Source organism: Nonomuraea sp. 3-1Str, assembly GCF_031570565.1.
Taxonomy (GTDB): Bacteria; Actinomycetota; Actinomycetes; order Streptosporangiales; family Streptosporangiaceae; genus Nonomuraea.
Genome location: NZ_JALHBK010000020.1, coordinates 83,178 through 104,559, shown reverse-complemented (window position 1 = coordinate 104,559; position 21,382 = coordinate 83,178). Strand labels below are relative to the sequence as shown.

General features: G+C 72.0%; 18 protein-coding genes. 9 read left to right on the top strand and 9 right to left on the bottom strand.

Annotated elements, in window-relative coordinates:
- Positions 1 to 3: 3 nt before the first annotated feature.
- Positions 4 to 1,767: an ABC transporter substrate-binding protein gene (locus MTP10_RS28115; protein ID WP_310712728.1), complete on the bottom strand. Its 1,764-nt coding sequence runs from the start codon at positions 1,765 to 1,767 to the stop codon at positions 4 to 6.
- Between the two features lie 325 nt (positions 1,768 to 2,092).
- Between MTP10_RS28115 and MTP10_RS28110 the strand changes: the two genes are divergently transcribed.
- The 5 genes from MTP10_RS28110 to MTP10_RS28090 all read left to right on the top strand — a co-directional run bounded on the left by MTP10_RS28110 (position 2,093) and on the right by MTP10_RS28090 (position 8,136).
- Positions 2,093 to 3,115 carry a LacI family DNA-binding transcriptional regulator gene (locus MTP10_RS28110; RefSeq protein ID WP_310712726.1) on the top strand — a complete coding sequence of 341 codons (1,023 nt, stop codon included), beginning with the start codon at positions 2,093 to 2,095 and terminating at the stop codon, positions 3,113 to 3,115.
- Between the two features lie 41 nt (positions 3,116 to 3,156).
- Positions 3,157 to 4,626: an ATP-binding protein gene (locus tag MTP10_RS28105; protein WP_310712724.1), complete on the top strand. Its 1,470-nt coding sequence runs from the start codon at positions 3,157 to 3,159 to the stop codon at positions 4,624 to 4,626.
- Between the two features lie 75 nt (positions 4,627 to 4,701).
- The gene (locus tag MTP10_RS28100) at positions 4,702 to 6,204 is read left to right on the top strand and encodes a sugar ABC transporter ATP-binding protein (RefSeq protein ID WP_310712723.1); all 1,503 of its coding nucleotides are present in this window, start codon (positions 4,702 to 4,704) and stop codon (positions 6,202 to 6,204) included.
- Positions 6,194 to 7,159, top strand: a complete 966-nt coding sequence (locus MTP10_RS28095) for an ABC transporter permease (RefSeq protein ID WP_310712722.1) — start codon at positions 6,194 to 6,196, stop codon at positions 7,157 to 7,159. Before MTP10_RS28100 ends, MTP10_RS28095 begins: the two co-directional genes overlap by 11 nt.
- Positions 7,160 to 7,170: 11 nt before the next feature.
- Entirely contained in the window at positions 7,171 to 8,136 is a 966-nt protein-coding gene (locus tag MTP10_RS28090) for a substrate-binding domain-containing protein (protein ID WP_310712720.1), read from the top strand.
- A 2-nt stretch (positions 8,137 to 8,138) separates the two neighbouring features.
- On the opposite strand, the gene MTP10_RS28085 is transcribed toward MTP10_RS28090, so the two are convergent.
- Together MTP10_RS28085 and MTP10_RS28080 are read right to left on the bottom strand one after the other, a co-directional pair.
- Complete coding sequence (locus MTP10_RS28085) at positions 8,139 to 9,026, bottom strand: FRG domain-containing protein (protein WP_310712718.1); 888 nt, start codon at positions 9,024 to 9,026, stop codon at positions 8,139 to 8,141.
- Between the two features lie 109 nt (positions 9,027 to 9,135).
- On the bottom strand, positions 9,136 to 10,821 hold the full coding sequence (locus MTP10_RS28080) for an endo-1,4-beta-xylanase (protein WP_310712716.1): 1,686 nt from the start codon (positions 10,819 to 10,821) through the stop codon (positions 9,136 to 9,138).
- 379 nt (positions 10,822 to 11,200) lie between these two features.
- Between MTP10_RS28080 and MTP10_RS28075 the strand changes: the two genes are divergently transcribed.
- The gene (locus tag MTP10_RS28075; RefSeq protein ID WP_310712715.1) at positions 11,201 to 11,581 is read left to right on the top strand and encodes an STAS domain-containing protein; all 381 of its coding nucleotides are present in this window, start codon (positions 11,201 to 11,203) and stop codon (positions 11,579 to 11,581) included.
- 4 nt (positions 11,582 to 11,585) lie between these two features.
- On the opposite strand, the gene MTP10_RS28070 is transcribed toward MTP10_RS28075, so the two are convergent.
- On the bottom strand, positions 11,586 to 12,473 hold the full coding sequence (locus MTP10_RS28070) for a LysR family transcriptional regulator (RefSeq protein WP_310712714.1): 888 nt from the start codon (positions 12,471 to 12,473) through the stop codon (positions 11,586 to 11,588).
- Between the two features lie 80 nt (positions 12,474 to 12,553).
- Here MTP10_RS28070 and MTP10_RS28065 point away from each other — a divergent pair, with 80 nt between their 5' ends.
- Entirely contained in the window at positions 12,554 to 13,798 is a 1,245-nt protein-coding gene (locus MTP10_RS28065) for an MFS transporter (protein ID WP_310712712.1), read from the top strand.
- Positions 13,799 to 13,932: 134 nt separating this feature from the next.
- On the opposite strand, the gene MTP10_RS28060 is transcribed toward MTP10_RS28065, so the two are convergent.
- The 5 genes from MTP10_RS28060 to MTP10_RS28040 all read right to left on the bottom strand — a co-directional run bounded on the left by MTP10_RS28060 (position 13,933) and on the right by MTP10_RS28040 (position 18,732).
- Positions 13,933 to 14,136 carry a cold-shock protein gene (locus MTP10_RS28060; RefSeq protein WP_310712710.1) on the bottom strand — a complete coding sequence of 68 codons (204 nt, stop codon included), beginning with the start codon at positions 14,134 to 14,136 and terminating at the stop codon, positions 13,933 to 13,935.
- 411 nt (positions 14,137 to 14,547) lie between these two features.
- The gene (locus MTP10_RS28055) at positions 14,548 to 15,498 is read right to left on the bottom strand and encodes a nitronate monooxygenase (RefSeq protein WP_310712708.1); all 951 of its coding nucleotides are present in this window, start codon (positions 15,496 to 15,498) and stop codon (positions 14,548 to 14,550) included.
- A gap of 176 nt (positions 15,499 to 15,674) precedes the next feature.
- Positions 15,675 to 17,018 carry a sugar ABC transporter substrate-binding protein gene (locus tag MTP10_RS28050; RefSeq protein WP_310712707.1) on the bottom strand — a complete coding sequence of 448 codons (1,344 nt, stop codon included), beginning with the start codon at positions 17,016 to 17,018 and terminating at the stop codon, positions 15,675 to 15,677.
- Positions 17,019 to 17,020: 2 nt separating this feature from the next.
- The gene (locus tag MTP10_RS28045; RefSeq protein WP_310712706.1) at positions 17,021 to 17,911 is read right to left on the bottom strand and encodes a carbohydrate ABC transporter permease; all 891 of its coding nucleotides are present in this window, start codon (positions 17,909 to 17,911) and stop codon (positions 17,021 to 17,023) included.
- On the bottom strand, positions 17,908 to 18,732 hold the full coding sequence (locus tag MTP10_RS28040; protein ID WP_310712705.1) for a sugar ABC transporter permease: 825 nt from the start codon (positions 18,730 to 18,732) through the stop codon (positions 17,908 to 17,910). The genes MTP10_RS28045 and MTP10_RS28040 overlap by 4 nt, the downstream gene beginning before the upstream one ends.
- Before the next feature lie 373 nt (positions 18,733 to 19,105).
- On the opposite strand from MTP10_RS28040, the gene MTP10_RS28035 reads away from it, so the two are divergent.
- Both MTP10_RS28035 and MTP10_RS28030 read left to right on the top strand, forming a co-directional pair.
- Complete coding sequence (locus tag MTP10_RS28035; protein ID WP_310712704.1) at positions 19,106 to 20,044, top strand: carbohydrate kinase family protein; 939 nt, start codon at positions 19,106 to 19,108, stop codon at positions 20,042 to 20,044.
- Positions 20,041 to 21,345 carry an alpha-glucosidase/alpha-galactosidase gene (locus MTP10_RS28030; protein WP_310712702.1) on the top strand — a complete coding sequence of 435 codons (1,305 nt, stop codon included), beginning with the start codon at positions 20,041 to 20,043 and terminating at the stop codon, positions 21,343 to 21,345. Before MTP10_RS28035 ends, MTP10_RS28030 begins: the two co-directional genes overlap by 4 nt.
- Positions 21,346 to 21,382 lie beyond the last annotated feature (37 nt).

Here is a 21,382-nt window from a genome sequence, read left to right as displayed (position 1 = left end):
CCGCTAGGAGGCGGCGGGCTGGATCTGGGTGAGGGTCTCGAAGCCGCCGAGCTCCAGCCAGTTGTGCCACATGACGGGCGCCGACTTGGGGGCGCCCGGCTTGGCCGACGGCCAGTTCTTCCACACGCTGGTGCTGGACTGGGCCCACAGGCCGTTGTACCAGAGCGGGATGACCGGCAGCTCCTCCAGGTGGATCTTCTGGAGCTGCGAGGTGAGCTTCTTCATGCCGGCGACGTCGTCGGTCCTGACCTGGTCGAGCTGCTGCACGAGCTGCCAGGCCTGCTTGTTCTCGTACCGGCCGAAGTTGACGGTGTTCTGCGTCTTCTGGACGGGGAGCTGGAAGATGTAGTCGTAGTAGGTCCACGGCGTGTTGGACAGTTGCCGCTCGTTGTTGAGCAGCAGGTCGAAGTCGCCCTTGCCGCGCTTCTCCACCAGGGCGTTGAAGTCGGGGAAGTCGGGGGTGACCTCGATGCCGGCGGCCTTGGCGCTGGTGGAGATGGCCCGGGCGGCCTCCATCCAGTCGGTCCAGCCGGTGGGCACGATGAGGGTCAGCTTGATCTTGGAGCCGTCCTTGTTCTCCACCAGCCCGTCGCCGTCGCGGTCACGGTAGCCGGCGTCGGCGAGCGTCTTCCTGGCCTTGGCGGTGTCGAAGGTGAAGCCGCTCTGGCTCACCACGGACTGGTCCACGAACTGCTCCCACTGCGGCAGCAGCCCGGTCGGGCTGGCTGCCTTCACCAGGTTGCCGTACACGCCCTCGACGATCTTCTTGGTGTCGACGGAGGTGGCGAGAGCCCTCCGGAAGGCCGGGTCGTCCATGGGCTTCTTGCGGGTGTTGGGCACCAGCCAGGCGGTGTTGGCCGACAGCATGTACGGCGGCTGGTCGTAGTAGGTGACGAGGCCGAAGTTGCCCTTGACCAGGTTGGCCACGCCGGGCAGGAAGTTGTTGCTCAGGTCGAGGCCCTTCTGCAGCAGCATGCCCATGGCCACCTCGTTGCTGGGCGAGACCACGTCGACGATGTAGCGGGGCTTGGGCTCCATGTTGAGAGCGCTCTTGCCCCACCAGTCGTCGCGCCGCACCCAGACGACGCGGTCCTGGTCGTGGCTCTGGTAGCGGTAGGCGCCGGTGCCGACGGGATCGTTGTTGACGCCGTTGAGCACGTCCTCCTCCGACCGGCCGGACCACAGGTGCTCGGGCACGATGGCGCGGCTGTAGAGGTGGAAGTCCCACTCCTGGTAGTTGGCGGTGGAGAAGGTGAAGCGCACGGTCCGGTCGTCGACGGCCTCGGCGCTCTTCAGCCAGTCCCACAGGTTGTGGTACGGGCTCGTCGCCATCTTGCCGAGCCCGTAGGAGAAGGCGACGTCCTTGGCGGTCAGCGGCTTGCCGTCGGACCACTTCACGCCGGAGCGGATCTTGGTCTCGTACACGGTCGGGCTGGTCCAGGAGCCGCTCTCGGCCAGCCAGGGGACGAGCTTGGCGGCGTTCGGGTCGTAGTGGAAGAGCGTCTCGTAGACCAGGCCCTTGGTGCCGGTCGCGTGGTCCCACTCGCGGATGGGGTTGAAGTTGGCGGGCGGCCCCCACTGGGAGCCGGTGGTGTAGAGGGTTTCGTTGCGGGGCAGCGCCCCGGGGTTTCCGGGGTTCGCCGCGGTGGCGCCCTGGGAGCCGGACGTGCCGCCCGTCGGGCCCACCACGGGGCCTCCGCCGGAGCACGCGGCGGAGGCCAGGCCCACCGCCAGGAGCGGAACGAGGATCCGCGCCCGCTTTCGCATCTGTCTCTCCTTCCCCCGCCGCGGCGGAGGCTCGACCGTCTGTCTCAGCCCCGAGATGGCGGCTCAGGAGTCGCCGTGTGGCCGGGCCAGCGGTCGCCACGGAGGGCGGGCACGCGGACGCGGGCACCGCCCGGCCGTTGAGAGCGCTCCCACTGAACCGGGTAAGTAACGCGAACGTAAAGTGGACCGGCCGCCGCGTCAAGACCCCATCTGTGGACGCCCGTCCGGGTACCGAACCCTGGCCGTGCCAACCTCGCGGCGCGGTAGTAAGGTTCGTCTGCACGGGTGGCTAACCGGTTCACTCGGCGGTTCCCCAGGGGGTTCGGTGAAGCGACCGACGATCGCCGACATCGCGCGCCGGGCCGGCGTGTCCAAGGTGGCGGTCTCGTACGCGCTGAACGACCGGCCGGGGGTGTCGGAGGCCAGGCGCGCCACGATCAAGGCCATCGCCGAGGAGATCGGCTGGCGGCCCAACAGCGCGGCGCGGGCGCTGAGCGGGGCGCAGGCCCACTCGGTGGGGCTGACCCTGTGCCGCCCGGCGCGCGTCCTCGGCGTCGAGCCGTTCTTCATGGAGCTGATCAGCGGCATCGAGGGCGAGCTGGCGGACCGCTCGTACGCGCTGATGCTGCAGGTGGCCGCCACGCCCGAGCAGGAGGCGGAGGTCCACCGGCGCTGGTGGGGCGAGCGGCGGGTGGACGGCGCGATCCTCGTCGACCTGCGCTTCGACGATCCGCGCGTGACGGCCCTGGAGGAGCTGGGCCTGCCCGCCGTGGTGATCGGCCACCCCTCGGAGGCGGGCTCGCTGACGCCGGTCTGGTCCGACGACGCCGCGGCCGTCCGCGAGACCGTCGAGTACCTCGCGGCGCTCGGCCACCGCCGCGTCGCCCGGGTGGCCGGGCTGCCCGAGCTGGTCCACACCGTGCTGCGCGACCAGGCGTTCACGGCTGTGTGCGAGGAGCTGGGGCTGGAGTGCCACACCGTCATGCACACCGACTACAGCGGCGGCGAGGGCGCCCGCGCCACGCGCCGCCTCGTCGGCTCGCCCACCCGGCCGACGGCGATCGTCTACGACAACGACATCATGGCGGTCGCCGGCATGTCGGCGGCCCAGGAGATGCGGCTCGACGTGCCCGGTGACCTGTCGATCGTGGCCTGGGACGACTCGCCGCTCTCCCAGATCGTCCGGCCGGCGCTGAGCGCCCTCACCCGCGACATCCCCGCCTACGGCGCCCACGCGGCGCGCGCACTGCTGTCGCTGATCGCGGGCGAACTGGTCGAGGACGTACGCGACGAGCCCGCCCGCCTCGTCCCCCGCGGCAGCACCGCCCCTCCCCCACCTCTTGGATAAGTGGACTTATAATAAGTTCACTTATCCATAACGGAGGACCCATGGACAAGCCTGCCGAGATGTTCGACCGCGACTTCGAGTGGGACGAGCTGACCAGGTTCGCCGGCTACTCCGGTGGTGAGGCCACGCTGGGGGTCGTGTCGGGACGTCGACGACAGGGAAAGACATTCCTCCTGGACGGCCTCGCCCGCGCCTCCGGCGGCTTCATGTTCACCGCCACGGAGACCACCGAAGCCGATGCCCTCCGGCAGTTCGGGGCGGCCCTCGCCGCATACCTGGACGAGCCGGCTCCCTTTCGTTTCGCCGACTGGGACGAGGCGATCACCCGGCTTCTGCGCATCGCCGTCCACGGCCCCACCATCGCGGTCATCGACGAGTTCCCTTTCCTCGCCAAGGCGTCCCCCGCGCTGCCGTCGATCATCCAGCGTGCGCTCGACCCCACCGCACGCCGCGGCCACACGCCCGTGCGACTCCTGCTCTGCGGCTCCGCCCTGTCCTTCATGGGGCGCTTGCTCTCCGGCAACGCCCCGCTGCGCGGCCGAGCGGGCCTCGAGCTCGTGGTGCCCACCCTCGACTACCGTCTCGCCGCCCGATTCTGGGACATCACCGACCCGCGCACCGCGGTTCTCACCCACGCCATCGTCGGCGGCACTCCCGCCTACCGCCGGGAGTTCACCCAGGGCGACGCCCCCGCAGGCCCTGACGACTTCGACGACTGGGTCATCCGCGCGGTCCTCAACCCCGGCCGTCCCCTGTTCCGCGAAGCCCGCTACCTCCTCGCAGAGGAGCCGGAGCTCCACGACACCGCGCTCTACCACTCGGTACTCGCCGCCATTGCCGCCGGCAACGCCGCACGCGGCGGCATCGCGGACTATCTCGGCCGCAAGTCCACCGACCTCGCCCACCCGCTCCACGTCCTCGAAGACATCGGTCTCATCCGCCATGAGAACGACGCCTTCCGCAGGAATCGCTCCGCCTACCGCATCGCCGAGCCGCTCGTCACCTTCTACTACGCCGTCATGCGCCCCAACTGGGGAGACCTCGAACGTCCGGGGCGGGCCGCGGCGGTATGGCGCCGGGCCCACGCCACCTTCCGGAGCAAAGTCCTGGGGCCGCACTTCGAAGCCCTCTGCCGGGAGTGGTCCCGGTGGCACGCGTCGCCCGAGACCCACGGGGGCCATCCCTCCCGCGTCTCCTCCGGCACTGTCAACGACCCCGCGGCCAGGACCGGCCACGAGGTCGACGTCGCCGTCTTCGGTCACGACGATCGAGACGCCGAGGCCCTCCTGGCCATCGGCGAGGCGAAATGGAACGAGACCATGGGTCTCGGCCACCTGAGACGGCTCCAGCACATCCGCGAGCTCCTCCACGCCCGCGGCACCACCGCCGCCGAGCACGTGCGGCTCCTGTGCTTCAGCGGCGCCGGCTTCACCGACGACCTCCGCCGGGCCGCCGGCCGTGACAGCACCGTCGAGCTGGTCGGCCTGAAGAGGCTCTACGGCGGCGAATGACCCGCGGGCGCCGGGACACCCCATCTCACCTGCGCATTTGAGGTTCGACGGCGCGTTATCGGCAAGTATCACGACGTGACGGAGGACATTCTCCGGGCCGAGGGCCTGCGCAAACAGTTCCCGGGCGTCCTCGCCCTGGACGGGGTGGATCTGAGCCTGCGCGCGGGCGAGGTCCACGTGCTGCTGGGCGAGAACGGCGCCGGCAAAAGCACGCTGATCAAGATCCTGTCGGGCGCCTACCACCCGGACGGCGGCCGGGTCCTGATGGACGGGCGGCCGGTGCGGATCCGGTCGGCCGGTGACGCGCGGGCGCTCGGCATCGCCACCATCTACCAGGAGTTCAACCTGGTCCCCCAGCTCACGGTCGCGGAGAACCTGGCGCTCGGCCGCCCGCCCCGCCGGTTCGGCCTCGTGGACACCGCCCGCATGGAGCGGGACGCGGAGGCCCTGCTGGCCCGCGTGGACGTCCGGGTCGATCCGCGCACGCCGGTCGGGCGGCTCGGCATCGCGCGCATGCAGATGGTGGAGATCGCCAAGGCGCTCGCCCTGGACGCGCGCATCCTCATCATGGACGAGCCCACGGCCGTGCTCACCACCGGCGAGGTGGAGAAGCTGTTCGCGATCGTCAGGCAGCTGCGCGACGAGGGCGTGTCGATCGTGTTCATCACCCACCACCTGGAGGAGATCCCCGAGATCGGCGACCGGGTGACCGTGCTGCGCGACGGCCGCTCGGTGGCGGAGGTGCCGGCGAGCACGCCGCACGACGAGCTGGTCCGCCTCATGGTCGGCCGGCCCATCGAGCAGCAGTTCCCGCGCGAGCGGGGCCGGGCCGGCGACCCGCTGCTGAAGGTGGCGGGGCTGACCCGCCGGGGCGTGTTCTCCGACGTGTCGTTCGAGGTGCGCGCGGGCGAGGTGGTCGGCGTCGCCGGGCTCGTGGGGGCGGGCCGTACGGAGGTGGCGCGGGCGCTGTTCGGCGCCGACCGCTACGACGCGGGCCAGGTCACCGTGAACGGCCGGCGGCTGCCGCCCGGCGACGTGCACGCGGCGATGGCGGCCGGGCTCGGGCTCGTCCCGGAGGACCGCAAGGGCCAGGGTCTGGTGCTGGGCGCCGCCGTCGACGAGAACCTCGGCCTGGTCACCCTGCGCGAGGCCACCCGGGCCGGGTTCGTCGACCGCAAGGGCCAGCGCTCGGCCGCCGCGAAGGTCGCCGACCAGCTCGCCATCCGCATGACCGGGCTCGACCAGGAGGTCCGCACCCTGTCCGGTGGCAACCAGCAGAAGGTGGTCATCGGCAAGTGGCTGGTGGCCGGGGCCCGCGTGCTCATCCTCGACGAGCCGACCCGGGGCGTCGACGTGGGCGCGCGGGTCGAGATCTACCAGCTCATCAACGAGCTCACCTCCTCCGGCGACGCCGTCCTGATGATCTCCAGCGACCTGCCGGAGGTGCTCGGGATGAGCGACCGGATCCTCGTCATGGCGCGCGGCCGGCTCGTCGGCGAGCTCCCGGCCTCGGAGGCCACGCAGGACGGCGTGATGGCGCTGGCCGTCTCGGAGGTGGAGGGTGGCCGTGTCCGGTAACGTCCTCGTCCAGCGCCGCTCTCCGGCGGCCGTGTGGTTCGCCGAGAACGGCGCGCTGGTCGCGCTCGTCGTGCTCGTCGTCGGGCTGTCGCTGCTGTCGTCCGACTTCCTCAGCCTCACGAACCTGCTCAACGTGGGCGTCCAGGCCTCCGTCACCGCGATCCTGGCGTTCGGCTCGACGTTCGTCATCGTCACCGGCGGCATCGACCTGTCGGTCGGGTCCGTCGCCGCTCTGTCCGCGATCGTGCTCGCCTGGACGGCCACCTCCGCCGGCTGGCCGTGGCCGATCGCCACCGTCGTCGCGCTGGCCGTGGGCGTGGCCTGCGGGCTGGTCAACGCCGTCCTCATCGCGTACGGCAAGCTGCCGCCGTTCATCGCCACGCTGGCCATGCTCGGCATCGCCCGCGGCCTGGCGCTCGTCATCTCGCAGGGCAGCCCGATCGCGCTGCCCGAGACGGTGGCCCACCTCGGCGACACCCTCGGCCGCTACCTGCCCGTGCCCGTCATCGTGATGGTCGTCATGGGCGTGATCGCGGCCGTGATCCTCAACCGCACCTACCCCGGCCGCGCCATGTACGCCATCGGGGGCAACGAGGAGGCCGCCCGCCTGTCCGGCATCAAGGTGAACCGGCAGAAGCTCATCACGTACGCGTTGTCGGGCGGGTTCGCCGCGGTGGCCGGCATCGTGCTGGCCAGCCGGCTGGCCTCGGCCCAGCCGCAGGCCGCCACCGGCTACGAGCTGGACGCGATCGCGGCCGTGGTCATCGGCGGAGCCAGCCTGTCCGGGGGCAAGGGACGGGCGCTCGGCACGTTCGTCGGCGCGCTCATCCTGGCCGTCCTGCGCAACGGCCTCAACCTGCTGTCGGTCTCGGCCTTCTGGCAGCAGGTGGTGATCGGCGTGGTCATCGCGCTCGCGGTCCTCGTCGACACCCTGCGCCGGAGGGAAACGTCCTAAGGGGGAAGATCATGCGGATTTCCGCGACAGTCCTGGCTCCGGCCGCCCTGGTGGCGGCGCTCGTGGCGGGCGTGACCGGATGCGGCTCGTCCGGCTCGCCGGGCTCGTCGGGCGGTGGCTCGTCCGCCGGTGGCGACGTCAAGCTCGGCATGTCGGTCTCGACGCTGAACAACCCGTACTTCGTGCAGTTCAGGGACGGCGCCCAGGCGCAGGCCGCCAAGCTCGGCGCCGCGCTCACCGTCACCGATGCCCAGAACGACGCCTCCCAGCAGGTGAACCAGGTGCAGAACTTCACCAGCCAGAGCATGAAGGCGATCATCATCAACCCGGTCGACTCCGACGCGGCGGCGCCCGCGGTCAAGGCGGCCGACCGCTCCAGCATCCCGGTGATCGCCGCCGACCGCGGCGTCAACGGCGCCGAGGTCGCGCAGACCGTCGCCTCCGACAACGTGGCGGGCGGCAGGATGGCGGCCCAGCAGTTCGCCAAGGCGCTGGGCAACGCGGGCAAGGTGGTGGTCCTGCAGGGCACGCCGGGCACGTCCGCCTCCCGCGACCGCGGCCAGGGATTCGCCGAGGGCATCAAGGCGTTCACGGGGATCCAGGTGGTCGCCAGGCAGCCGGCCGACTTCGACCGCACCAAGGGCCTGGACGTCATGACGAACCTGCTGCAGTCGCACCCCGACCTGACCGGGGTGTTCGCCGAGAACGACGAGATGGCGCTCGGCGCGATCAAGGCGCTCGGCGCCAAGGCGGGCGGGCAGGTCAAGGTCGTCGGCTTCGACGGCACGCCCGACGGCCTCAAGGCGGTGCAGGCGGGCACCATGACCGCGACCATCGCCCAGCAGCCCAAGCTGCTCGGCCAGCAGGCGGTGGATGCCGCGGTGAAGGCGGCCAAGGGCCAGACGATCCCGAAGACCGTGGCCGTGCCGGTGAAGGTGGCCACGAAGGCGAACGTCTCGGAGTTCGGGACCTCCTGAGCTCAGGCGTTGCCGGTGTTGCCGGGGGCGCACTCGTCGCCCTGGTGGTCGGTGCACGACTCCGGCGAGTAGTAGCGGCGCAGCCAGGCGGCCAGCCCGTCGAGGCCGGGCAGCAGCGCCCGCTCGTTGATGCCGGCCTGGTCGAGCCGCTCCCGCACCTCGGCCTTGACCTCCGGCGGGATGCGCCAGGCCCACCACAGGTCGAGATGGCTCTCCAGCCACTGCTCCACCGAGCACGTCACGTCCGACAGCGCCGACAGCACCGACGACTGGGTGACGATCCGCTCGTCCAGCGACGGCGGCTCGAACAGGGCCATGAACGGCTCATCGCCGGCCAGCTTGCCGAAGCTGTCCAGGTCGGGCGCCCGCCGGGCGAGCATCTCCGTCGTGAACAGCAGCGCTCCCTCGCGGTCCAGGACCTCGCGCAGCGCCCCCGGCAGCAGCCGGTGGGCCGCCTCGCAGTCGAGCCCGATGAGCATGGCCTCCTCACGGGGCCAGGACGCCGTGGCGAAGTGCAGGGCGACGAGCGGGGAGAACGTCCAGTCCACCAGCCTCGTGGGCAGCCCGTGGTGCTGGCCCAGCGCCAGCCAGTCCCAGATCGCCGGCCCCGGGGCCTGGCGGTGGGCGTACTTGCGGAAGTTGCGGATGAGATGGCGCTCCACGGCCTGGTAGTCGCCGTCCAGCCGGGCGAGCCCGGACAGGTGCGAGTGCGGGGGGCGTGAGCGGCCGCGGAACACCACCGCGGAGTGGGAGTTCCCGCCATGCCGGTGTGACCCCCGCGGACCGCTCACCTCGCTGATCGCGTCGTCCAGCTCCCGCCAGGACGACACGGTGACGATCCTCTCCTCACTGATCCGCTGTGCGCCGTTCCGGTCCGTGCTGATCCCCATGCAGGCCCGCATTCCCCTGCGACGGGCGCCCACACCCGGCCGCCGCCCGGAGTCGTGCCTGCTCGCGGGCGGTCCGGCCGGGTGAGCGGGGGATTGCCCCGGGGCCGGGTCAGGAGGCGCAGGTGTAGCCGCTCGGCGTGGCCGTGTCGCCCGACGGGCGCGACGCCTGGAAGCCGAACGTGGCGGTGGCGCCCGGGGCGAGGGTGGCGTTGTAGGCCAGGCTGCGGGCGGTCACCGTCTGGCCGGCGACGGTGAGGGTGGCGTTCCACGAGCCGGTCAGGGCGTGGCCGGCGGGCAGGGTGAAGGTCACGGTCCAGCCGTTGATCGTGGCGGTGCCGGTGTTGGTGACGGTCACGGGTTGCACCACGTAGCCGGTGCTCCACTGGCTCTGCACGGTCCCGGCCGCGGAGCAGCCGCCGCCGGACCCGCCGCCGGTGGCCGTGGTGAAGGTGACGGTGGCCGAGGCGGGTGACAGGTTGCCGGCGCCGTCGCGGGCGCGCACGTACACCTGGTACTGCGTGGCGGCGCTCAGCCCGGTGAGCGTGAGCGACGTGCCGGTGCCGCGCCCGAGCTCGGGGTCGGTGGCGCCCTGCTCCCGGTAGACGATGTAGCCGGCCAGGCCGCTGCCGCCGGAGTCGGTGGAGGCCGTCCAGGTGAGGGTGGCGGTGCTCACCGTCACGCCGGACGCCGCGGGGGTGCCGGGCGTGGTCGGCGGGGTGGTGTCGGTGACGGTGCCGCCGGCGAGCGCGTCATGGACGGCCGTGTAGGCGGGCTTGCGCTGGTAGCTCTGGTCGTAAATCAGCGCGGCGCCCTGGCCGGAGAAGGTGTCGGGCACCCAGGAGTACTTGTCGGTGAAGCCCCAGATCGTGATCCCGGCGCAGGCGGTGACGGCCAGGCAGGCGTTGACCACGTCCCGGTAGTAGGTGGCCTGCGTGGCGTCCTTGGTGGCGTCACGGGGCATCACCATGCGGACGTCCAGCTCGGTGATCCGGACCTGGACCCCCAGGTCGGCGAAGCGCTGGAGGTTCTGCTGCATCTGGCCGGGGAAGCCGTACTGGATGGCGAGGTGGCTCTGGAAGCCCACGCAGTCGACCGGCACGCCCTGCTGGCGCAGCGAGCTCACCAGGTTGTAGAGCGCGGTGCTCTTGGCGTTGATCCCCTCGGTGTTGTAGTCGTTGATGCACAGCCGCGCGTCGGGGTCGGCGGCGCGGGCGGCGCGGAAGGCGTCGGCGATGTAGCTCTGGCCCAGCGTGTTGTACCAGAACGAGGCGCGCAGGTTGCCGTTGTCGTCGAAGACCTCGTTGACGACGTCCCACGACACGACGGCCGGGTTCGACGCGTAGCGGCCGACGACCTGGCTGATGTGGTTCTGCATGGCGCTGCGCATGGCGGTGGCGCCGAGGCTCTGCACCCAGCCGGGGGTCTGGTTGTGCCAGACGAGGGTGTGGCCGTGGACCTGCTGGTCGTTCTGGGCGGCGAAGGAGACGATCGCGTCGGCGCCGCCGAAGCTGAACTGGCCCTGGCTGGGCTCGGTGGCGTCCCACTTCAGCGCGTTCTCGGGGGTGACCTGGTTGAACTCGGCGGCGGCGAGGTCGCGGTAGGCGGTCTCGCTCGCCAGCGGCCCGGTGGCCAGGGCGGTGCCGATGAACCTGCCGCGGGCGGCGGCGTGCTGGCGCAGCGCGGCCGAGGCGTCGGCCGGGGTCGCGTACAGGAGGAGCGTGGCCAGCAACCCGAACAGGGCGGCCAGCGCGAGACTCCTGCGGCTCCTGGAGCGTTGGGGCGAGGACGGGGGCATGGACGTCGACCTCCGCAGGGGGGTACCGATTCCGAAAATTTCGGCCCGGCTTGCGGGCCGGGCATCCGGACGGTAGAGGCCAAGCATGCGGCGGTCAACGACGGCGGCGTCCTCGCGGACCCAGGGCGGCTCTGGCAAGCCGAAATTATCGGGGCATATATGAAATTTTCACCGACGCGAGGAGCAGTCCATCGTCTCGTACGCGCGCCCGGCGGAGCGGGGGTCGCCGAGCGCGGCGGCCGGGTAGCCCTTGACGGCGCGTGTCACCAGAGGTTCCGGCGTTCTCTCGCGCTGTGCAATCATGGTGTGTCGGAACGTATGCGCCATAAGCGCACAGTGCAGGACCGCCGGATCGCGGCGGTGGGAGGGGCCGAAACACGTGGAACGCGCGGGCGCGAGACGGGCCGGCTTCTCCTGGACCACCGACCGGAACGACGGGGTGACCGTCATCGCCCTGGCCGGCGAGCTCGACATCGCCACGGCGGGAGAGCTGCGCCAGGCCGTGGGCGACGCGGTGTCCGGCGGTCCGGACGGGCCGCCGCTGCTGGTGATCGACATGCTGGCCGTCGACTTCTGCGACTCCACGGGGCTGAGCGTCCTGGTGTCCGCGATCAACGGCGCGGCGGCCGCGGGCGGCCGGGCGGTGCTGAGCGGCATCGGGCCGCGCATGGCACGGCTGCTGCACGTGACGGGCCTGGACAAGCGCTTCCAGACGTACGGCACGGTGGACGACGCCGTGCAGGCGCTCCGCACCCCGTAACCGTTCAGCCGTCCCGGTCCTCCACAGGGACGCCCAGGCCGGCGAGGAAGGCCGCGGCGGCCGGAGCCGGGCGGAAGCGGCTCCAGACCAGGTACTCCACGCGGCCGGGCGCGTCGCGCACCGGCAGCACGGCCAGGCCCGGCAGCTGCGGCACGAACGCGGCGGGCATCATCGCCACGCCGAGCCCCTCCCTGACCAGCCGCGCCATGAAGTCCACCGCGGTCACCTCGAACGCCACCTCACGCTGGATCCCCGCCGCCTCGAAGGCCTCGTCCGACTGGGCGCGCCCGGCCGTGCCCGCCGGGAAGTCGACGAACGTCTCCTCGGCCAGCCGGCGCAGGTCCACGCCGTCCTGACCGGTCAGCGGGTGGCCCGGCGCGACGACCGCGACCAGCTCGCCGCGGGCCAGCTCCCGGGCGCGCACGCCCTTGGGCCGGGCCGCGGGCGGCAGCCCGAGGAACGCCACGTCCAGCCCGCCCTGCCGGACCCGCTCGGTCAGCTCCTCGCTGGTGCCGGTGCGGAGCGTCACCCGCACGCGGGGATGGCGGGCGTGGAAGTCCTTCAGCTCCCGGGGCAGGTCGACGGCGGCCACCGTGGGGATGATGCCGATCGCCAGCCGGCCCCGGATCTCCCCCGCCGCCGCCGCGACCTCGGCGCGGGCCCGCTCGGCGGCGTCGAGCGCCTGGCGGGCGGCGGGCAGGAACGCCTCCCCTGCGGGGGTCAGGCTGACGCGACGGCTGGTCCGGTCGAACAGCCGCGCGCCCAGCTCGCGTTCGAGGCGGGCGATCTGGTGGCTGAGTGCCGACTGGACGACGAGGCAGCGCTCGGCGGCGCGGGTGAAGCCACCCGTCTCGGCGACGGCGACGACGTAACGCATCTGCTGGAGGTCCACGGATCCATCGTGACGCACGATGGATCGGATGACGAACATGTGTTGGACTCATTGATGCCGGCTCCGCCACGCTGGACGGCATGACGAAGACCTTCATGGACCGCGGCGACGGGCGTCTGCCGCGGGGACTGCTGCTGCTGATGTCGGCGGCCACCGGGCTCGCGGTGGCGGGCAACTACCTCGCCCATCCGCTGCTCGACCTGATCGGCGGGGAGCTCGGGCTGTCGCCGTCGCTCGCGGCGTTGGTGGTGACGGCCGCGCAGCTCGGGTACGGGCTCGGGCTGATCCTGCTGGTGCCGCTCGGCGATCTGGTGGAGCGCAGGCGGCTGGCGGTGATGCTCTACGCGGCGACCTCGGTGTTCCTGCTGGTGTCGGCCACCGCGACGAGCGGCGCGGCCCTCCTGGCAGGCACGGTGCTGGCCGCGCTGACCTCGGTGGGGGCTCAGGTGGTGGTGCCGTTCGCGGCGACGCTGGCCCGGCCCGCCGAGCGGGGCCGGGTGGTCGGCACCGTGATGACCGGCCTGGTGCTGGGGCTGCTGCTGGCGCGGACCGCGTCGGGGGCGCTGGCGGACCTGGGCGGCTGGCGGACCGCGTACTGGGTGCAGGCGGGGCTGATGGCGCTGATGGCCGTGCTGCTGCGGGTGTTCCTGCCGCGGCTGCGGACCTCGGCGGGGCTGAGCTATCCGGCGCTGCTGCGCTCCACGATCGGGCTGCTGCGCTCGGAGCCGGTGCTGCGGTGGCGGGCCGGGATCGCCGCCATGGCGCTGGCCTCGTTCAGCGTGCTGTGGACGGCGCTGACGTTCCTGCTGGCCGGGCCGGCGTACGGGTGGACGGAGTCGGCGATCGGCCTGTTCGGGCTGGCCGCGGCGGCGGGCGCGCTGGCGGCGTCGGTGGCGGGGCGGCTGGCGGACCGCGGCCACGTGCAGAAGATCACGGCGGCCGGGGCGGCGCTGATGCTGGCGTCGTGGCTGCCGATCGGCCTGGGCGGGCGGTCCCTGCTGTGGCTGGTCGTGGGCGTGGTGGTGCTGGACCTCGCCCAGCAGGCCGTGCTCAACAGCAACCAGAACGTCGTGTACGCGCTGCGCCCCGAGGCGCGCAACCGGGTCAACTCCGCGTTCATGACGTCCTACTTCGCCGGAGGGGCGGCGGGCTCGGCCCTGACCTCGCTGGTCTGGGCGCACGCCGGATGGTCCGGGGTGAGCGTGCTGGGAGCCGTGCTCTCGGCGGGGGCACTCGCGCTCTGGGCCGGCGAGCGGCTCACCGTGAGGCGGTCCCGGAACTCGTCCGCCCACTCGGCGCCCGCCGCGGCGGCTGTCACCGGATGATGGTGGCCGAGCGGCCGCGCATACGCGACGAGCCGGCCCCTCGCCTTCTTCAGGCGCGGGACCGGCTCGCTCAGGTCGTGTGCCTCAGGCCCGGGCGGAACGCGCCGGGCGGGGAGGCGTCACCCCCGGAAGGGTCAGACGGGGGTGATGTTCTCCGCCTGCGGGCCCTTCTGGCCCTGGGTGATGTCGAAGCTGACCTTCTGGCCCTCCTGCAGCTCGCGGAAGCCGCGGCCGGCGATGTTGGAGTAGTGGGCGAAGACGTCGGCGCCGCCGCCGTCCTGCTCGATGAAGCCGAAGCCCTTTTCAGCGTTGAACCACTTCACGGTGCCAGTCGCCATGTCAATCTCCTTCGATAGGCGCAGAGCCAGGACTCGCACGTCACGAGCCCCACGTCGCCGCGATGTCCCGTCCGGAAATGACCGGCAAACAAAATGCGCCCGAGGGGTCGGATCCCGTCAGGCGCACACACGTTCATGGGTACCACACTGCAACTACGATGAGCCTACCACATACCACACCCGCTCTGACAACCATCGAAGTCTCAGTGTTTCCCCAGGTCAGCGCGGGCATTCGAGCAAGGTCACCGGTCACGTGCCGCGGCTTCCAGGGCCCGTCTCATCTCCTGCGCGCCGCGTTCGACGCGCACGCGGACCTCTGCGGCTCGCGCGTGGGGCAGCACGTCGGTGGTCCGGACGAGCCGGCCCGCCCGGTCGCCCTCCGGGCGGACCTCGAAGGAGGCGTGATGGCGCCTAGCGGGTGAAGCGGTGCAGGAGCTTCTCGGCGGCGGCGAAGCCGGCGACCACGTCGGCCGCCGTGCGGCGCTCCCGCACCAGGCCGACTCCCTGTCCCACGTAGACGAAGGCGGTGTCGAAGTCCTCGTCCCGCCGGGCCGCCTCCAGGGCGGCGCGCGCGTCCTCGTCGGCGGCGAGCTCGTCCTCCCGGCCCGCCCACCGCTCGAAGAAGGCGTTGCGCAGGGCCCGCCCGCCGTACTCGGCCGGCCAGCCGAGCCGCTGCGCCACGTCGAACACCCGCCCGTACGCGGTGTCGGTCTCCCCCGCCTCCAGCAGGCGCCGCGTGGCCGCCTCCGAGATCGTCGTCTCGGCGCAGCCCATGAACGCGGTGCCCGTCCAGGCACCCTCGGCGCCGGCCGCCAGCACGGCGGCGAGCCCGCGGGCCGTGGCGATGCCCCCGGCGGCGAGGACCGGGATCCGCACCGCGTCGAGCACCCCCTCCAGCAGCGGCAGCGTCGCCACCTCGCCGCGCCCGTGGCCGCCGCCCTCGCCGCCGCGGGCCACCACGGCGTCCACCCCGGCCTGCTCGGCGGCGCGCGCCTCCTCGGTGGTCCCGGCCTGGGTGACGACCGTGATGCCGGCCTCCCGCAGCTCGCCGACGTAGCGCTCGTACGGGCCGAAGCTCACCGACACGATCGGGGGCCGCGCGTCGAGGACGGCCCGGAACTGGCCAGGGTTGCCGGGCAGCGCCCACGCCAGGAGCCCGATCCCGTACGGCCGGCCGCCCGCGGCGGCGACGGCCGCCTGCTCCGCGATCCACTCGGGACCGGCGGCCGAGGGCACGCCGAACATGCCGAGCGCCCCGGCGGCGGACACGGCCGCGGCCAGCCGCCCCCCTCCCACCCCGGCCATGGGCGCCCCGACCAGGGGCACATCCAGATCGAACCGTTCGGTGAGCCACGTGCGCATCAGGATCTCCTCGTCCGTTCCCCGCCCACGGAGGGCCTTCTACCGCCACCATGCCACGGCCCGCCAGGCCCGGAACCGTGGCATGCCGCAGCCCCGCGCGGCCCGGCAGCGGGCCCGGCGGGGCTGCGGCGAGGGTGCGGCGGGGGGTGCGGCGCACCGCGCGATCGGGCGGGGCGTCAGTCGTTCGCGAAGAGGGCGTTGACCTGCTGGTTGGCCGTGGTCAGGGCGGTTCGGGCGTCCTTCTGGCCGAGCCAGACCTCCTCCAGCGCCGTGAGCACGATCTGGTTGATCTCGTCGGCGTGGTCGCTGACCGGCAGCAGGAACGTTCCGCCGGGCGCGTCGGCCACCGTGGTGAAGGCGCTGATGTCCCGGTGCGCCGCCTTGTGCGCCGCGATCGCGCGCTGGGTGGACGAGGAGATGGCGGGGAAGACCACGGCGGTGTCCGCGATGATGTCCTGGCAGCCGGTGGAGCCGAGGAACTTCACCCACTTCCAGGCCGCCTCGGGCTGCTTGGTCCCCGCGTAGATGCTGTCGGCCAGGCCGTTGAAGGCGGACTTGCGGCCCTGGGGGCCGGTCGGCAGCGGGGCGAAGGCGAACTTCTGCTCCGTGGACTCCAGGTACGACTTGATCGTCCAGGAGCCGGTGATGCCGAGCGCCGCCTTGCCGGAGCCGAGCACCGCGTCGGGGCCGAGCGAGCTGACCTTGTCGTACGGCGCCGCGTACCCCTTGTCCATCAGCCCCTTGAACCAGGCGATGGTCTCGGCCAGCTTGGGGTCGTCGTAGAAGTAGCGGGTGCCGAACGGGTTCTTGTCGATGTAGGAGAAGCCGTTGGAGACGGCCAGGTCGCCCCAGCCGTTCTGGCCCAGGCCGTCGTCCTTGAGCTCCGGGGTGATGCCGTACACGGCGACCTTGGACTTGTCGAACCCGGGCTCGTCGCCGTGGCGGCCGGAGCTGTCGACGGTGAGCTTGGCGATGGCCTTCTCGAAGGTGCCGCCGTCCTGGGGGTTCCAGGTGAGGTCGCTCAGGTCGAGCTTGGCCTTCTTGGCCAGGGTGGCGTTGTAGATGATCGCGATCGTGTCCCAGTCCTTGGGCAGGCCGTACCTCTTGCCGTCCTTGAGCCACAGCTCGGCCAGGCCGGGCCGATACTGGCCGAGGTCGACCTTGTCGGCCCGCACCATGGGCTCGATGTCGAGGAGCTGACCGTTCTTGACGAACTGCGGGTAGTACGACGCCTGCATGGTGATCACGTCGGGGGCGCTGCCGGAGACCATCTGGGTGGTGAGGTTCTGCCAGTACTGGTCCCAGGCGGCCTGTGTGATCTTGATGGTGATCCCGGGGTTCGCCTGCTGGAAGGCGTCGGCGCACCGCTGGTAGCCGGCCTGCTGGGCGTCGTCGAAGAGAGCGTACGAAATCGTGACCGGATCATCGGCTGAGCCGGAGCCGCCCGAGCCAGCCGAGCCGCCGCCGCAGGCCGCCGTGAGCAGCAGCAGCGCGCCCGCCGCCAGATGCGCCTTTTTCATCGCTAACCTTTCATGCCGGAGAACTGGATGGAGTCCACGAGCCGGCGGCCGAAGAAGACCACGAGCAGCAGCACGGGGATGATCGACAGGGCGGAGCCGGCCATGAGGCCGGTCCAGTCCGGCGCGGTGTTCGGTGACTGCTTGAGGAAGATGCCGAGCGCCGCCGTCAGCACCCGGGTCTCCTCGCCGGGGGCCACCAGCAGGGGCCACAGGTAGTCGTTCCAGGTCCAGACCGCGGTGGTGAGGGCCAGGGTGAGCAGCGGCCCCCGGCTCATCGGCAGCACCACCCGCCAGAAGATGAGGCCCTTGCCCGCGCCGTCGATGAGGGCGGCCTGCTCGACGTCGCGCGGCACGCCGAGGAAGAACTGGCGCAGGAAGAACACCGCGAACGGCGTCATGAGCATGCTGGGCGCGACGAGACCCTGGAAGGTGTCGAGCCAGCCGAGCTCCTTGACGAGCACGAAGTTGGGCAGCAGCGTGAAGATCGGCGGGACCATGAGGGCCGCCACGAACACCCCGAACAGCAGGTCCCGGCCGGGGAAGCGGAGCCGGGCGAAGGCGTAGCCGGCCATCGCGCAGAGGATGGTCTGCACGGCGGTGATGAGCCCGGTGTAGAGGACGGAGTTGCGCAGGTAGAGGAAGAAGTCGAGGTCGGCGCCGGATCCGCCGGCCGCCCGCGCCTCCTCCCGGCCGGCCAGGCCGAGCACCCGCTGGAAGTTGAACAGCGTCGGGTGCCGGGGCAGCAGCCCGGCGGTGTCCCCGCTCAGCTCGCGGCCCGGAGTGATCGCCGTGCGGAGCATCCAGTAGAGCGGGAACAGGGAGATCACGATGGCGAGGATCAGGCAGGCCCAGGCGATCGGGCGGCCGATCCGGCCCCGGAGCGGTCTGTTCATGTGAGGTCCGAGGTGGAGGCGCGCAGCAGGCGCATCTGGACGAAGGTCAGCACGCCGAGGACGAGCACGAGGCTCAACGCCAGCGCGGAGGCGTAGCCCATCTTGAAGTGAGTGAACGCCTGCTCGTAGATGTAGTAGTAGACGACCCGGGTGGCGTTGACGGGGCCGCCCTTGGTGGTGACGGCGACGGCGTCGAAGAGCTGGAACGAGTCGATGAGCGACACCACGAGCACGAACGCGAGGATGGGCCGCATCAGCGGCAGCGTGACGCGGAAGAAGGTGCGGATCTCGCCGGAGCCGTCGAGGGCCGCCGCCTCGTAGACGTGCCGGGGCACCAGCAGCATCCCCGCGTACAGCAGCAGCGCCGTGTAGCCGGTGCCGCTCCACGAGGTGATGACGGCCACGCTGGGCAGCGCCAGGTCCGGGGAGGTGAGGAAGCCCTGGTTGGGCAGGCCGACGGAGGTCAGCAGGTGGTTGACGAAGCCGAGGTTGGCGTCGAGCAGCCACATCCACAGCAGGCCGGTGGTCACGCTGGGCACCAGCCACGGGATGAGGAGCAGGGAGCGGAGGGCCAGGGAGCGGGTCAGCCGGTGCAGCAGCGCGGCCAGGCCGAGGCCGGCGAGGAGCTGGATGCCGAGGTTGAGGATGACGTACCCTGCGGTGACCTTGAGCGAGTTCCAGAACAGGGGGTCCTGGACGAGCCGGGCGTAGTTGTCGAGGCCGATGAAGCGCGGTGGTGACAGCAGGTTCCAGTCGGTCATCGAGTACCAGGCGCCGCGCAGCGCCGGATACAGGTAGAACAGGCCGAATCCCAGCAGCACGGGCGCGAGGAAGGCGGCGGCGAGCCGTCCGTCTCCGCGCGTGCCGGGCGCCCGCCGACGACCTGATCCAGGGGCGGGCTCCCTGGGGGCGGGCCCGTGACGGGACGGTGCCGGGCCGGCGGCGGGTCCCGGATGTGGGCCGGTGCCCGCCACCGGTGGGACCCCGGCGGGCGCGGTGCGGGCGCCCGGTCGTCGCAGCATCTCCGAACCTCCTGGGGGCGGGGGCGGGCCGGTGGAGCGGCCGTGGTTCAGCCCATCATGGCGACTTTCGAAAGCTTGTCAATACCTTCGCCTAATGCCCCCTTCTTCGGCAATACCGGATGCATTGCGAAAGTATTGACAAGAGAACGAAGGTGCTGGGACCGTCCTCCCCATGGCCCTCTCGGACTTCGACTTGCTCGTCGTCGGCGACGCCAACCCGGACGTGATCGTCTCGGGGGCGCCCCGCCGCCCCGCCTTCGGTCAGCGCGAGGAGCTGGTGGACACCGGCGACCTGGTGCTCGGCGGCTCCGGCGCGATCACCGCGTGCGGCGCCGCCCGGCTCGGCCTGCGTGTCGCCTTCGCCGGCCGGGTGGGCGACGACCCGGCCGGCGCGTTCGTGCTGGACACGCTCGCACGCCGCGGGGTGGACGTCTCCGCCTGCGTGGTCGAGTCCGGCGCGGCGACCGCGCTCACCGTCATCCTGGCCGACGGGCAGGACCGGGCGATCCTGACCGCGCCCGGCTGCCTCGGCCGGACGTCCGCCGGCGACGTGCCGCCCGAGCTCCTCGCGCGCGTGGCGCACGTGCACGTCTCCTCGTTCTACCTCCAGCCGCGCCTGGCCGAGGGGGTGCCGGACCTGTTCCGGGCGGCCCGCGCCGCCGGCGCCACCACCTCGCTCGACACCAACGACGACCCGTCCGGCCGCTGGGAAGGGCTGGAGGAGGTGCTGCCGCTGACCGGCGTCCTGCTGCCCAACGAGCGCGAGGCCCTGGCCATCGCGGGCGTCCCCGAGCTCGGGCAGGCGCTGCGCGAGCTGGCCGCGCGGGGCACGACGCCGGTGGTCAAGTGCGGGGCTGAGGGTGCCCTGACGATCGTGGACGGCGAGCCGCTCCGCGTCCCGGCCCCGCCGCCGCCGGCTCACCAGGGCCCGGCCGTGGTCGTGGACACGGTCGGCGCGGGCGACAGCTTCGACGCGGGCCTGATCGCGTCCCGTCTGCGTGGCCTGCCCGTACGGCGGAGCCTTGAGGTGGCCGTGGCCTGCGGCACCCTCTCCACCCGAGCCGCGGGGGGCACAGCGGCGCAGCCGACCTGGGAGGAAGCCACCTCATGATAAACCCGAAGATCGTCTTCATCGGCGCGGGCAGCGTCGTGTTCACGCACGGCCTCATCGCCGACCTGCTCGCCTATCCGGAGCTGCGGGAGGTCCGGATCGCGCTGCACGACATCGACCCGGAGCGGCTGGAGGTGGCCGAGGCGGTGGCCCGGCGCATCGCCGCCGCCCGCGGCGCCCGCCCCGAGATCACCGCGAGTCTCGACCGGCGGGCCGCGCTCGACGGCGCCGACTTCGTGATCAACATGATCCAGGTGGGCGGGCACGACGCGACCGTCACCGACTTCGAGATCCCCGCCCGCTACGGCCTGCGCCAGACGATCGCCGACACGATCGGCGTGGGCGGCGTCTTCCGCGCCCTGCGCACGTTCCCCGTGCTGGACGCGCTGGCCACCGACATCGGCGCCGTCTGCCCGGACGCCCTGCTGCTCAACTACACCAACCCGATGGCCATGAACGTCTGGTACCTGGCGAGCAGGGTGCGGCGCGTGGTCGGCCTCTGCCACTCGGTGTACTGGACGATGCACGACCTGGCCGAGCTGCTGAAGGTGCCGTACGAGGAGATCACCTACCTGGCGGCGGGCGTCAACCACCAGGCGTGGGTGCTGCGGTTCGAGCACGAGGGCGCCGACCTGTACCGGCGGCTCGACGCGGCGGTGGAGGCCGATCCGCAGCTGCGCCGGCGGGTCCGGGTGGAGATGTACCGGCGGCTCGGGCACTACCCGACCGAGACGAGCGAGCACTCCTCCGAGTACGTGCCGTGGCTGCTGCACCACGACGCCGAGATCGACCGGCTGCGCATCCCGGTCGGCGCGTACGTCGGCATCAGCGAGGAGAACATCCGCGAGTACAAGCGCACCCGCGACACCGTGCGCCACGGCGGGGAGCTGTCCGTCGAGGGCACCGGCGAGTACGCGCCGCAGATCATCCACAGCCTGGTGACCGGCGTGCCGCGCGTGGTGTACGGCAACGTGGTCAACGACGGCCTCATCTCGAACCTGCCGCCCGGCTGCGTGGTCGAGGTGCCCTGCGCCGTGGACTCCTCGGGGGTCATGCCGACCCGGGTGGGCGCGCTGCCGCCGCAGTGCGCGGCGCTCAACCGGTCGTACGTGAACGTCAACGAGCTGACCGTGCGGGCGGCCGAGGAGGGCCGGCCGGAGCATGTGCGGCACGCGGTGATGGCCGACCCGAACGCCTCGGCCACGCTGTCGCTGGACGCCATCTGGCGGATGTGCGACGACCTGACGCTCGCCCACGGCGACCTGCTGCCGGAGTCCCTGCGCGTCACGCTCGCGGACTGACACCACCTCGCCCGGCCCACGCCCACCCAGCGCGCGC

Coding starts and splice junctions, on each gene's coding strand:
- MTP10_RS28115 (WP_310712728.1), bottom strand. CDS start 1,767: ATGCGAAAGCGGGCGCGGATCCTCGTTCCGCTCCTGGCGGTGGGCCTG.
- MTP10_RS28105 (WP_310712724.1), top strand. CDS start 3,157: ATGGACAAGCCTGCCGAGATGTTCGACCGCGACTTCGAGTGGGACGAG.
- MTP10_RS28090 (WP_310712720.1), top strand. CDS start 7,171: ATGCGGATTTCCGCGACAGTCCTGGCTCCGGCCGCCCTGGTGGCGGCG.
- MTP10_RS28085 (WP_310712718.1), bottom strand. CDS start 9,026: ATGGGGATCAGCACGGACCGGAACGGCGCACAGCGGATCAGTGAGGAG.
- MTP10_RS28080 (WP_310712716.1), bottom strand. CDS start 10,821: ATGCCCCCGTCCTCGCCCCAACGCTCCAGGAGCCGCAGGAGTCTCGCG.
- MTP10_RS28065 (WP_310712712.1), top strand. CDS start 12,554: ATGACGAAGACCTTCATGGACCGCGGCGACGGGCGTCTGCCGCGGGGA.
- MTP10_RS28060 (WP_310712710.1), bottom strand. CDS start 14,136: ATGGCGACTGGCACCGTGAAGTGGTTCAACGCTGAAAAGGGCTTCGGC.
- MTP10_RS28055 (WP_310712708.1), bottom strand. CDS start 15,498: ATGCGCACGTGGCTCACCGAACGGTTCGATCTGGATGTGCCCCTGGTC.
- MTP10_RS28050 (WP_310712707.1), bottom strand. CDS start 17,018: ATGAAAAAGGCGCATCTGGCGGCGGGCGCGCTGCTGCTGCTCACGGCG.
- MTP10_RS28045 (WP_310712706.1), bottom strand. CDS start 17,911: ATGAACAGACCGCTCCGGGGCCGGATCGGCCGCCCGATCGCCTGGGCC.
- MTP10_RS28035 (WP_310712704.1), top strand. CDS start 19,106: ATGGCCCTCTCGGACTTCGACTTGCTCGTCGTCGGCGACGCCAACCCG.
- MTP10_RS28030 (WP_310712702.1), top strand. CDS start 20,041: ATGATAAACCCGAAGATCGTCTTCATCGGCGCGGGCAGCGTCGTGTTC.